The 13,299-nt window shown below is 37.9% G+C and carries 13 protein-coding genes; 4 read left to right on the forward strand and 9 right to left on the reverse strand.

Annotated features, from left to right (window positions below; translation table 11 throughout):
- Positions 1-303 precede the first annotated feature (303 nt).
- Positions 304-2,001 carry a M20/M25/M40 family metallo-hydrolase gene (locus tag BI291_RS10360; protein ID WP_074498693.1) on the reverse strand — a complete coding sequence of 566 codons (1,698 nt, stop codon included), beginning with the start codon at positions 1,999-2,001 and terminating at the stop codon, positions 304-306.
- 570 nt (positions 2,002-2,571) lie between these two features.
- Positions 2,572-3,225, reverse strand: a complete 654-nt coding sequence (locus BI291_RS10365; RefSeq protein ID WP_074498694.1) for a hypothetical protein — start codon at positions 3,223-3,225, stop codon at positions 2,572-2,574.
- Positions 3,226-3,302: 77 nt separating this feature from the next.
- Here BI291_RS10365 and BI291_RS10370 point away from each other — a divergent pair, with 77 nt between their 5' ends.
- Together BI291_RS10370 and BI291_RS10375 are read left to right on the forward strand one after the other, a co-directional pair.
- The gene (locus tag BI291_RS10370; protein WP_368482968.1) at positions 3,303-3,617 is read left to right on the forward strand and encodes a helix-turn-helix domain-containing protein; all 315 of its coding nucleotides are present in this window, start codon (positions 3,303-3,305) and stop codon (positions 3,615-3,617) included.
- Positions 3,618-3,976: 359 nt separating this feature from the next.
- On the forward strand, positions 3,977-4,513 hold the full coding sequence (locus BI291_RS10375) for a manganese efflux pump MntP family protein (protein ID WP_074498696.1): 537 nt from the start codon (positions 3,977-3,979) through the stop codon (positions 4,511-4,513).
- Between the two features lie 48 nt (positions 4,514-4,561).
- Here BI291_RS10375 and BI291_RS18565 read toward each other — a convergent pair whose 3' ends face one another.
- The 4 genes from BI291_RS18565 to cadR all read right to left on the reverse strand — a co-directional run bounded on the left by BI291_RS18565 (position 4,562) and on the right by cadR (position 6,025).
- Complete coding sequence (locus BI291_RS18565; protein WP_074498697.1) at positions 4,562-4,777, reverse strand: GDCCVxC domain-containing (seleno)protein; 216 nt, start codon at positions 4,775-4,777, stop codon at positions 4,562-4,564.
- Positions 4,765-5,154: an organomercurial transporter MerC gene (merC, locus tag BI291_RS10385; protein WP_074498698.1), complete on the reverse strand. Its 390-nt coding sequence runs from the start codon at positions 5,152-5,154 to the stop codon at positions 4,765-4,767. Before merC ends, BI291_RS18565 begins: the two co-directional genes overlap by 13 nt.
- A gap of 61 nt (positions 5,155-5,215) precedes the next feature.
- Positions 5,216-5,593: a MerR family transcriptional regulator gene (locus tag BI291_RS10390; protein ID WP_074498699.1), complete on the reverse strand. Its 378-nt coding sequence runs from the start codon at positions 5,591-5,593 to the stop codon at positions 5,216-5,218.
- A gap of 42 nt (positions 5,594-5,635) precedes the next feature.
- A complete protein-coding gene (cadR, locus tag BI291_RS10395) occupies positions 5,636-6,025 on the reverse strand; it encodes a Cd(II)/Pb(II)-responsive transcriptional regulator (protein ID WP_074498700.1) in 390 nt (129 codons plus the stop codon).
- A 77-nt stretch (positions 6,026-6,102) separates the two neighbouring features.
- On the opposite strand from cadR, the gene BI291_RS10400 reads away from it, so the two are divergent.
- Together BI291_RS10400 and BI291_RS10405 are read left to right on the forward strand one after the other, a co-directional pair.
- On the forward strand, positions 6,103-6,834 hold the full coding sequence (locus tag BI291_RS10400) for a transglutaminase family protein (RefSeq protein ID WP_074498701.1): 732 nt from the start codon (positions 6,103-6,105) through the stop codon (positions 6,832-6,834).
- Positions 6,821-7,708, forward strand: a complete 888-nt coding sequence (locus BI291_RS10405; RefSeq protein ID WP_074498702.1) for a cation diffusion facilitator family transporter — start codon at positions 6,821-6,823, stop codon at positions 7,706-7,708. Before BI291_RS10400 ends, BI291_RS10405 begins: the two co-directional genes overlap by 14 nt.
- A 71-nt stretch (positions 7,709-7,779) precedes the next feature.
- Here the strand turns inward: BI291_RS10405 and BI291_RS10410 are convergent, their stop codons facing one another.
- The 3 genes from BI291_RS10410 to BI291_RS10420 form a co-directional block, all read right to left on the reverse strand.
- The gene (locus BI291_RS10410; protein ID WP_074498703.1) at positions 7,780-10,908 is read right to left on the reverse strand and encodes an efflux RND transporter permease subunit; all 3,129 of its coding nucleotides are present in this window, start codon (positions 10,906-10,908) and stop codon (positions 7,780-7,782) included.
- Positions 10,909-10,918: 10 nt separating this feature from the next.
- Positions 10,919-11,815 carry an efflux RND transporter periplasmic adaptor subunit gene (locus BI291_RS10415; protein WP_074498704.1) on the reverse strand — a complete coding sequence of 299 codons (897 nt, stop codon included), beginning with the start codon at positions 11,813-11,815 and terminating at the stop codon, positions 10,919-10,921.
- Positions 11,816-11,886: 71 nt separating this feature from the next.
- A complete protein-coding gene (locus BI291_RS10420; RefSeq protein ID WP_074498705.1) occupies positions 11,887-13,179 on the reverse strand; it encodes a TolC family protein in 1,293 nt (430 codons plus the stop codon).
- Positions 13,180-13,299: the final 120 nt, after the last annotated feature.

Genomic DNA, 13,299 nt, shown 5'->3' on the forward strand with positions numbered 1-13,299 from the left:
CTCTAATAAGCTACATCCTTGTAGCGTCCTTGTTAAAATCAACAACACAGGCTATGAAGCGTTTAAACTCGCCCTTTGGGAGCGTGTTAGAGGCACGATAATTGCGCAAAACCTGTTTGATGTAGAACAACTATACCTGCACACGTTTCGCTTATTCTCCCACCTCTGACATCGCTCTGAACTGAATTAATCTTTATGCGAATTGGTATTAAATATCCCCTTCTCTGTTCAGAACAACTTAACTTGGATAAACAGCACCTAAAACGGAGTTACCATCTTAGGTGCTGTATCATTCGACGATATCTATTTTTCAATCAATTTATGTGTCTCTATATCCCTTAATGCGTTTCGTTCTCTTTTTCTACGCTCTTTTTCGCTTTTCTGTTTCATTTTTTGCAACTTAAGCATAGATGGTTTAACAGGTATTGGTTTACGTGGTAGTACTTCATCACGCATTGCAGCCTTATAAATAAATGCTGCCATTATCACCGATGCTTGTTTCATATCATCTTCAATTACATGATCAAAAGAATCAATATGAGTATGATGTAGTCGCGATGAATAATCTAACGGATCTTGAATAAATTGAAAACCTGGCAACCCAACATCATCAAAAGATTCGTGATCTGTGCCACCAGTGGAGCGATTTGTTATGGTTCCTGTACTTAAATCAGAATACGGCGAAAACCAACGACTAAAAATTGGTTTTACAGCAACATTACCCTCAGTATAAATACCACGAAACCTACCACTGCCGTTATCCATGTTAAAATACACGGAAAAGTCATCATAGGCTTCTTTAGGTTGAATAGGCCAGCCTGGAGTTTTCCACAAATATGGCGGTAACTCAGCTTCAACTTTATCTTTCGGCTTAGGACGTGTTGCAAAATGTTCTTGAACATAAGCTCTTGAGCCATACAATCCTTGCTCTTCACCTGACCATAAAGCTATTCTAATCGTATGCTTTGGTTTAATATCAAGCGCTTTTAATATACGAACAGCTTCCATTGCTACAGCAACACCAGCACCATTATCAACAGCGCCATCGCTTGCATGCCATGAATCTAAATGACCACCTAACATGATAATTTTTGGATCATCAGAAGTGCCCGGAATTTCAGCAATAGTATTGTAGGCATTCGTATCATTATCATAGAATTTAGCATCTACATTTAGTGTAATTTTAGGGGTATCACCGTCATCCATTAAGCGAGTAATCAAATTATATTGCTCTGCTTCGATAACCATCGCAGGAATAGGAAACGTATTGCCAACTTTATGAGATTTCCCCCAAATACCAACTAATCCACCTTGTCGCCAGCTTCGATAAACTGCACCTACGGCACCTTCTTCTTTTAGAAAGGTATTCAACTCCTTATTGAATAAATAACGCTGTTTATAACGCTCTTGATTATGTGGTGCTCGATCAGAACGATGACTTGCAGGCCGATCTACAGGAAAGTCTTTTAGTTTACCTAAATCTGAAGACTTATGTCGCTTGAAAACCGTGTTTTTAGGTTCACCTATAGTACGACCTTCTCCCATCATCAGTATTTTACCGCGAAGTTTACCTTTAAACTTTTTAAGATCAGCAATCGAAGTGGCGTCAAACATGATAACTTCTGCGATAACTTCACCTTTTGTTCCCGGCGTCCACGCTACCGGAATACCATGAAATGAAACTTTCCGTGGAGATACTAAATCTATTGAAGCTGATGTATGCGTCCAACCTCTTCCAAATTCAAACGGGTCAAGATAAGCATTTTTTAATCCCCAACGCTCTAGCTGTTCTAACGTCCAATCGTTAGCAGCTTTCATCTGAGGAGAGCCCGACAAACGAGGGCCTATATTATCGGTCAAATACTGTAATGTATGCATTACTTCTGAGTTATAAAAACCTTCTGCACGAATTTGGTTCGCAATATCTAAGTCATCATTAGCAACAGTAGACAAGCTAAACATATTAACAGCACAAAAAGCTGACAACGCTATTTTCTTCATGTTAATCCTTTGATTATTTAATTTTTATTATCAAAGATCACATTACTCTGAATCCCTAGGTGATACAGCAGATATGCGTTTAGTTAACAATTATCTGAGATGTTCAACGTTTTCCTTTATTTTGAATACAAGGTAAACCTATCAAAAAAGTAAATAACCCGAGCTCAGGTTAGATAGGTATGCAGTGCTTGTTCAATGTCCACAAAAAATCCGTAATCAGTTACCTGATTACGGATTTTGCATGTTCGATCGATCAAGCAAACATATGTTTAACTGATCGGCATTAAGCATAAGTCCGCTTTATATTAACGCCAATAGATATATCTAACGTCGATATTCTACTTCTACATCGTAATCGTCATATAACACCGTTACACTTCCTGAACTGTGAAAATTGTGAATAACCATAAATAACGGTACATGTAGCTAATCTATCATATTCTCATTATTTTTAATTAAAAACATGAGAATTTTGAGAGGTTAGGCATGATTATTCTCACATTTAGCAAAAATACCTATCTAGATGTTCTACTAAAGTTGATAAAGAACGCTAGTTACTAATTTTAATAATTATACTCTACTTATTATTTCAGGTAACGTTAAAATTTTAGGGCGTGTGTTCTGCCCTTTTGTCCACTGAAGATAAGGTTGAACATAATTTCGTTCTAGGTGATCCGTTGCATATTCACTAAAGCCCAACATTCTCTCCTTATATAGAACGAATTTAATTCCAGATGGGGCAACCCATTCAAACTTATCTTGGCTTTGAGCAATATGATGCAAACTCATTATTGTTTCAGATAATTTGACTGAATCTACGTCCTTATGTGTGCAATTCATAAATATTCTATATCTAATGATTCTTTGATCTTCTGTATTAGGCAAACGTAATATTGCCCATGCTTCAGGGATTAAAAAATTTACTTCACTGTCCTCAACTTTAAAGTCAAATTTAAACCTGAAAAGGCGTGTTAAGTCTATTTCATCTTTATCTATTTGTTGAATGCCTGCTAAGCCAAATTTATTTAATTGATACTTTAAAAATTTATAGCACTTAGCAATATTAATATCGTTGTTATGAAACCGCGCATTATCACGGTGAAGTTGCTCTGCTAAGCCGTTCAAGGCCGGTTCTCCAATTTTAATATTAAGTAAAATACGAAGAGCCCCTGAACCTAGCATATGCTTGAACTCTTTGAACATCTCTTTTTTTTCTTGATTCATGTATACCTCAGCCGTCTGATACCTAATGACATTAGCTATTAATTTTTAATATAGTATGGCAACAAAATAGCACCAAAGTGTCATCATACCTTGGTGCTATTTTGTTGCCAAGAGGGTTCTACAATAGAGTTGATGCCATGATTAAGCATATAAACGATTCTCGTTATAAAGCCTTGATAGATTGGCTAAAAGCTGCTCGTAAAGAGCAGGGATTAACTGTACGTGATCTTGGTGAATTATTAGGTGAGCCTCACCAGTTTGTGGTAAGAATAGAAACCTGTGAAAGAAAACTAAATGTATTTGAGTACGTACAATATTGCGAAGCTCTAAAACTTGATACTTCTGTTGGGCTAAGCAAATTAAAAGAATTAAGTTTTATTTCTAGAGCTTAATCAAAACCTTAAAGTTACTCCTATTGCCAACTACGAGCATTGACACTATTCTATAAAATTGTTCGAATTAGTCAGCTAGCAACTCTTAGGGCATAGAAAAACAATATGTAAATGTCATTTCTTAGCCAATAGCAGACATTAGCTTTTGAGTTATAAACAATCACTCATAGCCAATTTATGAGATTAACATTATTCAACGAAAAGTTTATTCTAATGTACCTAAACAATTCTCAATGAAAATTGTTTAGGTACAATACTAGACAAAGAGTAACCAGAGCATTTCATTATTGGTTTGATATCGTTGTATTTAGTGGGTTAGACTTTCTGAATTTTTTTGATAAAACCTTGAGGAAAGTTGATTGTTTGAAGTGTTAATTCTTGCTATTGCCTTAAGTATGGATGCCTTTGCTGTGTCGATCGGCTTAGGCTCTAAACAGGCAACTAGTTTAAATAAACTAGCTTTTAAGGCTGCTTTCTACTTTGGCTTTTTTCAAGGAGTAATGCCGCTATTCGGTTATTTTAGTGGCAAAGGGATATCATCATGGGTAAACGATTATGCGCCTTGGATAGCATTTGCTTTGTTGATCTTCATCGGGGGAAAAATGATTTATGAATCATTTGCTGAAGGTATTGAAGAAGACATATCTCAAGTCACTCACCGCGTTTTACTGACTTTAGCTATTGCAACGAGCATTGATGCTATGGCCGCAGGTTATGCAATCACTTTAATGGACGTAAATGTACTAATAGCTTGTTTGACTATCGGTGTGACCACAGCTGCTTTTAGTTGGCTGGGTGTGAAAATAGGTGCTAAAAGCGGAACTTTACTTGAAAGTAAGGCTGAGCTATTAGGTGGCATTGTGCTAATTCTTATTGGTTTTAAAGTGTTGCTGTAATCTTAACGGTTGTAATTTAGCACTAAACATTAAGATTTTAATGATTTATTAGCCAGAGCAGCAATTTTGCCCTTCCTGAATAGGAGGACACTTAACTGTTCCGAACGAACAATAAACACAGCAGTCACCCTTTAAAGGCTTTAACAAAACTTTGCACGATTCACATTCATAATACCACTGACAAGCGTTTGTCGGCATTTCTTCTATTTTACTATGCCCACATTCAGGACATGTAATAGTCGATTTAAGCTCTATATTTTGCATGTTTGTTCCCTTACAGGTTTGACGATATCTAACACAGACATAACGACCATTAAACAAATACCAAAGTAAAAGAGGTATGTGCTCCAATCATATTGCCAAAGAGGATAAAGCGTTAATAGCACTACTACAGACCCTAAAATGCTGAAGACAGCTCTAGTATGGCTTTTATTTTTGTGCCAGTTGTATAAGTTTACCAATAGTGCCAACGATGCAAAAATAGGTAAAAGCGTATTTACAGCTAATCCCTCAAAGTGAGAAAGAAAACCTAACCCCAACGCTGATGCTAATGAACCGAGTGCAGGGAAACACCCTGTACAACTAAGTGCTGCAAGCCAAACCCCGCCTGAGCCAACTTTATCTAAAATTTTATTTATCATTTGAAAGTCTATTGGTTGATATTACCAGCACTTTAAACTCCGTATATAAGTACGGAGTCAATCATTTTAATGAATCAATTATGGGGCAATGTGTTGGATCTTCGTTTTGCATACAGGTATTTGTCATATCCACAATTACTTTCTCTAAACGTTGAAGGTCATTAATTTTGTCTCGAATGATTGCTAACTTTTGTCGGCTTAATAGCTCAACTTGAGCGCAGTTGCTGTCCATAGACATTAGCGATTTTATTTCTCTTAACGTAAAGCCGAGCGCTTTGGCTTTTGTGATAAACCTAAGTTGTCCTGCTATTGTTTCGTCATATTGTCTATAACCAGATATTGGTTTTTCAGGTTGTGTAATCAGCCCTTCTCGTTCATAAAAACGAATGGTTTCTACATTTAAATTTAATGATTGTGCTAATTTGCCAATGGTTTTCATTATTGCCTTTGTGAATACTAATAATCTAAAGTTATATTTAGTTTAACTATCCAATGTTTTAATGATCCCGCAGGCTTCAATTGTATTATCTGACCCACAAGCACTTGCCATCTGTTGTAATTCAGCTTTAAGCGCCCTTAATTCTTTCATGCGTTTATTCACTAGTGCAAGTTGCTGATCAATTAATGCGTTAACGCTAGAGCAGCTTTCTTCGGGGGTATTTTTTAGTTCGATAAGACGTTTAATATCATTGAGTGATATATCTAGGCTGCGACAATGTTTTACGAATTCCAATTGTTTTAGTGCTTTACTATCATACAGCCTGAAATTACCTTCTGAACGGTTTGGATTTAATAGCAATCCTTCTCTTTCATAATATCTAATTGTCTGTATTGAACAGCCTGATTTTTTTGAGAACTCACCTATTTTCATAAAATTCCTTAACGCTATTGACTCTATAGTTACTATAGATTCTATAGTGTTAGTATACAAGTTGAATGGAGAATAAAATGACAAAAAAATATTTAAATAATACGACAATTGTTAATTTTGAACATAAGAATATCCAATCTCTCATTAATCAACGAGGGTGGAAAAACTTGGATAACTTCAACAAAATTGGTGCAGCCTACCAATTCGTTAAAGATGAAATATTATTTGGTTACAATGAGAGTGATGATATTTCAGCAAGCAGTGTTTTATCCGATGGTTACGGACAATGTAATACCAAAGGCAACTTGCTGATGGCATTGTTGCGAGGGTTAGGCATTCAATGTCGTTTTCACGGTTTTACTATTGATCAGCAATTACAAAAAGGTGCTATTCCAACCTATGTGTTTTGGTTAGCGCCTAAATACATCATCCATAGTTGGGTGGAAGTTTATTTCGATGGACGCTGGATAAACTTAGAGGGCTTTATATTGGATGAGCAATACTTAAGCTCACTACAGCAAAAATTTGACCAAGCAAAAGGTGAGTTTTGTGGTTATGGTGTTGCAACAAAGTGCTTATCTTCACCCGGTACGGATTGGCGTGGAGAGGATACCTATATTCAAAAAGAAGGTATTCATGACGACTTTGGGCTTTATGATTCCCCTGATGAGTTTTATCTTGAAAAGGGTACTAATTTGTCGGGAGTAAAACGTTGGATATATCAACGCGTGATACGTCACTTGATTAATATGAATGTATCAAGACTAAGAAATAAAAAAGTACTAGAGGTACAAAATGCACAACCATAGTCACAGTCATCAGCATGGTAAAGGCGATCGTATTGGTTGGGCATTTTTTCTGAATGTGACATTTACTATTATCGAGTTTATTGGTGGATGGCTTACCAACAGTACCGCGATAATGGCAGATGCTGTACATGATTTAGGTGATAGCCTGTCTATCGGCTTTGCATGGATTTTAAGTCGTTTTTCAGATAAAGAAGCATCAGACAAATTCAGCTATGGTTATCGCCGTCTTACACTTTTTGGTGCATTGGTAAATAGTATTGTTTTGATTATTGGTTCTATTTGGGTTTTATTTGAAGCCATTCCAAGGTTGTCCAATCCTGAAATGCCTGTAGTTGAGGGGATGCTGGGACTTGCCATACTCGGTGTTGCCGTGAATGGATATGCAGTTTTCAAATTAAAAGCGGGTGAAACATTAAATGAAAAAGTACTGACATGGCATCTACTTGAAGATGTACTTGGCTGGGTTGCTGTTCTTATTGTTTCTGTCGTACTTCTTTTTGTTGAACTGCCAATTTTAGACCCTTTATTATCAATTGGCTTCACGCTATTTATCTTATTTAACGTTTTTAGAAACTTGAAATCAACGTTGGTGCTTTTTCTTCAAGCGGCACCAGATAGAGAGACCCAAGAACGAATTAAACAATCATTACTGGAATTTCCAGAAGTTAATGGTATCCACCACATGCACTTTTGGTCACTAGATGGTGAAAGTCACGTTTTAACAGCGCATCTTGAGCTTAGAGACAACTTTGAAGTTGAAGACCTAATTAGACTTAAACAAGAAGTTGCAACTAAATTAGCTTCCTATCATTTATCGCATACGACGATAGAGTTTGAGTTTCTAAATGAAAGTTGCCGAGATGATACGAATTAAACTTTAAAAATTAAAATAAAAAGATTAAATATAAAAGCAGCTTAAACATAAATTAAGCTGCTTTATTGTTTTTAAATTTCGTCGGACTGCTGTTTGCTACTCTCAGAGCCATGCGCCCATTGATATAAAATAGGCAATACAAACAAAGTTAAAATTGTAGAAGATACAATACCGCCAATAACAACTGTTGCTAGTGGTCTTTGTACTTCTGCACCAATTCCAGTGTTTAACGCCATTGGAATAAAACCTAAACTAGCAACCAGTGCCGTCATTAAAATAGGTCTTAAACGAATGATGGCACCTTCAATGATTGCTACGTAAAGGTCGCCTTTTTCATGCCAAAGATCTCGAATAAAAGCCAACATAACCAAGCCATTTAATACGGCGACACCTGACAATGCTATGAAGCCGACACCTGCCGAAATTGATAAGGGCATGTCTCTTAAATAAAGTGAAAATACGCCCCCAGTTAATGCTAACGGTACGCCACTGAAAATGATTAATGCATCTTTTAATGAACCAAATGCTATAATCAAAATACCTAAGATAACAACCAATGTTATCGGTACAACTAGGCTTAATCGCTTACTTGCTGACTCTAGTTGTTCAAACGTTCCACCATAATCAAGCCAGTATCCTGCTGGGACTTCTCCTTCCTGATTAATTTTAGCTTTCACTTCTTTTACAAAGCCGCCTAAATCTCTGCCACGAACATTGACGGTAACCACAACTCTTCTTTTTCCGTTCTCACGGCTAATTTGAGCAGGTAAAGACTCTGATTTAAGCTCTGCAACTTCTTCAAGTGGCACATAGTTACCGCCCTCAAGTGGAAGCGGCAGGTGCTTCAAGCCATCGATATCTGTTCTTGTTTGCTCTGGTAGGCGAACAACTAACTCAAATCGTCTGTCACCTTCATAAATGATCCCCGCTGATTCACCGCCAATCGCAGTAGCAACCCAGTCTTGCAATTCGGTAACGTTCAATCCATACCTACCAAGCGCTTCTCGTTTAGGAATTACTGATAAAGATGGAACACCTGTGACCTGTTCCATTCGGGCATCAGCAGCACCGTCCACGGTTTTCACAATATTTAGAATATCTTTTGCGGTAAGTAATAACCGATCCAAATCATCACCAAATACTTTGATACCCACGTCAGCTCTAACACCAGAAATCAATTCGTTGAAACGCATTTGAATAGGCTGAGTGAATTCATAGTTGTTGCCCGGAATGTTTTTCAGTACCTCTTCCATTTCTTCAACTAATTCACTCTTTGGCTTTGAAGGTTCGGCCCAATCTTTACGTGGTTTTAAAATAACAAAGATATCAGCAATACTCGGTGGCATTGGATCAGTTGCTACTTCTGGTGTGCCGATGCGCGAGAATACTTTATCAACTTCAGGAAACGCTTTAATACGTTGCTCAAGTACTTCTTGCATTTCTACTGATTGCTCTAGGCCAGTCGATGGAATTCTTAATGCCTGTAGTGCAATATCACCTTCATTTAATTGTGGAACAAATTCTGTCCCAAGCGTAGTTGCTAACCAAAGGCTATACCCCATTAACAGCGTTGAAAATGAAACAATAATCCAACGAAATTTCATCGCCATTTTTAACAATGGTTCATAAATAGACTTGGTTGAACGAATAACTACACTTTCTTTTTCGCTGATTTTACCTTTCATAAATATCGCAACAGCAGCAGGAACCAGTGTAACTGAAAGGATCATGGCCGATATTAACGCCATAACGACTGTTGCCGCCATAGGGTGGAACATTTTCCCTTCAACACCAGTTAAAGTAAAAATAGGTATGTAAACAACTGTGATAATAGCTACACCAAACAGGCTTGGGCGTATGACTTCTGAAGTGGCTTCAAAAACAGTATTTAGTCGCTCCCTTAAGTCTTGCCTATGGCCGTTGTGTTGCGCCTCTGCTAACCGACGAACAGAGTTTTCAACGATGATGACAGCCCCGTCCACTATCAAACCAAAGTCCAATGCGCCGAGACTCATTAAGTTGGCAGATACTCCCGCTTGTACCATACCTGTGATTGTCATTAACATTGATAGTGGTATTACAGCGGCGGTTATTAATGCAGCGCGTAAATTTCCAAGCAATAAGAAAAGTACAACGATAACTAATAGCGCACCTTCAACGAGGTTTTTGGTAACGGTTGTAATCGCTTTATCTACTAACGTTGTTCTGTCGTAAACAGGCTCTGCGGTAATGCCCTTTGGCAGAGATTTTTGTATTTCGCTGAGCTTCTGTTCCACTGCTAAGGCAACAGTACGAGAATTCTCACCAATCAGCATCATGGTTGTACCAAGCACTGTCTCAATGCCATTACGAGTAGCAGCCCCTGTTCTAAGTTCTTTGCCAATAGCAACATTGGCAACATCACTTATTTTTACAGGAATACCATCGTTCTTTTTGATGATGACATTGAGGATCTCATCTATTGTCGCAAGTTGCCCAATGGAGCGCACTAACACTTGCTGTCCGTTTTGTTCGATATAACCTGCGCCACGGTTGTCATTGTTTTTACGTAATGCATCAGATATTTCTTCAAAGCTTACCTGATGAAAAAGTAATTTTTCAGGTTTCGGTGTTATATGATATTGCTTGTTGTAGCCGCCGATACTGTTGACCTCAATGACGCCTTTAACTTGAGCCAATTGCGGTTTAATGATCCAGTCTTGAATTTCCCTCAGGGCAATAGCGGTGTAAGGCTCTCCATTAGGCATTTTAGCGTCAGGAGAAGCTTGTACGGTATACATAAATATTTCGCCAAGCCCTGTGGAAATAGGACCCATTTCTGGCTCTAAGCCAGAGGGAATAACGCCTTTTATCGCAGCTAATCTTGCATTGATTAAGTTGCGAGCAAAATAAATATCGGTTCCCTCTTCAAAGATAACGGTTACTTGAGATAATCCATATCTTGACAGGGAGCGGGTGTGAGACAGCCTTGGCAATCCAGCTAAGGCGGTTTCTACAGGAAAGGTTACCCTTTGCTCTGCTTCTAAAGGTGAATAACCGGGGGCAGAGGTATTTATTTGTACCTGCACGTTTGTTATATCTGGAACAGCATCAATAGGAAGTTTTTGATAACTCCACATGCCAATGCCGATGATTACCATCAGCAGACTTAGTATTAAATAGCGTCTATTTATTGCTAGACGCAAAATTGATTCAATCATATTGCGTCTCCTAATCGTCGTCTTCTACTTCAGATTTCAAAATATCTGCTTTGATCAGATAACTGTTTTTGCTCACATATTCAGCGCCTTTACTGAGGCCATCAATGACCTCTATATAGTTCTTATCTGAACGCCCTAATACAAGCGGCGCAAATTCGTACTCTTCACCTTCTTTAACAAATACACCTAATTGTCCACCTAGTTCTTGTATAGCAACTTTCTCAACGGCTAAATCCACCTCAAATTGATTTATTTTAACGTTGCCTTTTAATAATTGACCTGACGTTAGGCTTAACTCAGCATTGTTTAAACGTACCCGCGCTAATACATAAGGTTGATCTTTAGCTGGAATAATATTAGTGATAACGGAGTTGAATGCGTGTTCACCATGCTCAATATCAACATGCTGACCGACTTTGATTTGATTATATTGGCTGGTAAACACCTTAAATTCAGCCCACAAGGTGTCAAAATTTACGATTTCAAACAAGCTGGTGTTTTGCGTGATACCGCCAATATTTCCATTTCGCTGTAAAACAGTCCCAGAAACAGGCGATGTTATTTTATAAGTATTTAAGCTCTCATTAGATTCAATAACGGCTAATAGATCGCCTTTTTTTACCTTATCACCAACAGTGGAGTTTATTGTCTTTATAACGCCGTTATATCTAGCGCCAACTTGAAATAATTGTTCAGCGCCTATCGTCGTAGCGCCGTATACAGGGATAGTTTGGTTCAACGTTTTTGAAGCTAAATAGGCTGTTTCAACACCAACCTTTTTTGCCATGTTATTGTCGATTTTGCTTATGCCTTCTTCGCCTTCATGTTCATCTTCACTAGCGAAACCACTTTGAATGGGTGACAAATACCCAATAAAAATCAATAGTGCGAGTAAATAGTTTTTCATTTTGAATTCCTAAACGATTCAGTTAATAACTGAATCAATAAATTGTTATTAAGCTTAAAGTGATGCTTTTTTTAGAGTGACAGCGCTTCGTTTGTTAGTTTTTCTATCTCTGCGCCATAAATTAGGGCAGCAGATGCCGCATCAATGAGGGTTCGCCGAGCATTTAACAGCTCTTGTCTAGCCGATACATAATCAAGATATCCATATCGACCTTTTTGATAGGCGTCTTGAGTATCTTCCAGTGCATCTTCAAGCATTGGGATAACCGACTGCTTTAATGAATTAACTGTTAATATGGCTTGTTTTCTATTGGAGTATGCTCGTAGTAAGTGATTTCTAAACCTCAACTTAGTCGCCTCTTTCTCTATGGCAACTTGGTCACGCTCTGCTAGCGCACTAGCGATTGCACCAGAATTTCGCTTTTCAGCAAACAAAGGTAAGCTAAAGCCAGCGACCAGTGCAGTATCATTGGCTTCTTGAGAACGCCTAACACCAACAGACCATTTTATATTGGCATTGACCTCTGTTTTCGCTAAACGTATTTCAGCCTCTTTTAGTCGCTGTTCGCTTGCATAGATTTGAATTGCTGGATTTTTTTCTAACTTCGCAAAGAGAGTGTTAAAGTCACTATCATTGCCAAACTGAAAAAGATCACCTTGTACTTCAGAGAAAGTTACAGAGTTTTCTCCCCAGAAAGCTGCTAAAGAAAGTTTTAAATATTCCAAACGCTTTCGTTCAGATTGAACGGTTAAATTTGCCTGAGCAATAACTGCTTTTGAACGTTTCACTTCAGCCTCAGGGGTAGCACCTGCGCGGTTACGCTGAGATACAATCTCTAACGTTTCTTGTGCTAACTTCAATGCATTATCTGCCAATATCACTCTTTGTTGGGCAGCAAGTACTTCTACGTACTTCTCAGTGACTTGAGCCATCAAGTTTAGCGCTATTACCTCTTTTTCAGCAGTGAGTAGTGCTCTTGAATTTGAAACAAGCCCAATTCGCGCTGAGCGTTTATCCCCCATTTCAATAACCGAAGATAGAGCGATGGTTAATTCTGCGCTGTCGAATGCAGAGAATTCACCTGAGCCTGCAAAGTTCTCGGCTTCAAGTTCTAGTTCATAAGAGGGATTTAAACTTGCTGTTTGTTCTCGTCCTGTTAATGCGGTTTGTTTGAAATTAAATATTTTGAGTTCAGGGTTGTGTTTAAGCGTCTGCTGAATTGCCTCTTGAAGATTTAACTGCTTTTCAAAGGCATAAACATTAAATGTAAAAAGTGACAAAGCGAGAAACGCGATATATTTAAGCCGAGGTGTTACACACCTCAAAATTACTATCTTGCGATGCGCACAGGTATTAAGTGCCATGTATACTTTCCTATAAATTTATATTGTTATTTAGGCCAATAATGTTGACCTCTTTAAATTTGATATAAAATTAGGCGTGTTTAGGGGGACGAAATGGCACCGACATATAGCCTTTTAGCT

The sequence above is a fragment of the Thalassotalea sp. PP2-459 genome (assembly GCF_001913705.1).
Taxonomy (GTDB): Bacteria; Pseudomonadota; Gammaproteobacteria; order Enterobacterales; family Alteromonadaceae; genus Thalassotalea_C; species Thalassotalea_C hakodatensis.

Excerpts from the sequence above, each read along its gene's own strand:
- BI291_RS10360 (WP_074498693.1), bottom strand. The coding sequence starts at position 2,001 with ATGAAGAAAATAGCGTTGTCAGCTTTTTGTGCTGTTAATATGTTTAGC.
- BI291_RS10365 (WP_074498694.1), bottom strand. The coding sequence starts at position 3,225 with ATGAATCAAGAAAAAAAAGAGATGTTCAAAGAGTTCAAGCATATGCTA.
- BI291_RS18565 (WP_074498697.1), bottom strand. The coding sequence starts at position 4,777 with ATGCAAAATATAGAGCTTAAATCGACTATTACATGTCCTGAATGTGGG.
- merC (WP_074498698.1), bottom strand. The coding sequence starts at position 5,154 with ATGATAAATAAAATTTTAGATAAAGTTGGCTCAGGCGGGGTTTGGCTT.
- BI291_RS10390 (WP_074498699.1), bottom strand. The coding sequence starts at position 5,593 with ATGAAAACCATTGGCAAATTAGCACAATCATTAAATTTAAATGTAGAA.
- cadR (WP_074498700.1), bottom strand. The coding sequence starts at position 6,025 with ATGAAAATAGGTGAGTTCTCAAAAAAATCAGGCTGTTCAATACAGACA.
- BI291_RS10400 (WP_074498701.1), top strand. The coding sequence starts at position 6,103 with ATGACAAAAAAATATTTAAATAATACGACAATTGTTAATTTTGAACAT.
- BI291_RS10405 (WP_074498702.1), top strand. The coding sequence starts at position 6,821 with ATGCACAACCATAGTCACAGTCATCAGCATGGTAAAGGCGATCGTATT.
- BI291_RS10410 (WP_074498703.1), bottom strand. The coding sequence starts at position 10,908 with ATGATTGAATCAATTTTGCGTCTAGCAATAAATAGACGCTATTTAATA.
- BI291_RS10415 (WP_074498704.1), bottom strand. The coding sequence starts at position 11,815 with ATGAAAAACTATTTACTCGCACTATTGATTTTTATTGGGTATTTGTCA.
- BI291_RS10420 (WP_074498705.1), bottom strand. The coding sequence starts at position 13,179 with ATGGCACTTAATACCTGTGCGCATCGCAAGATAGTAATTTTGAGGTGT.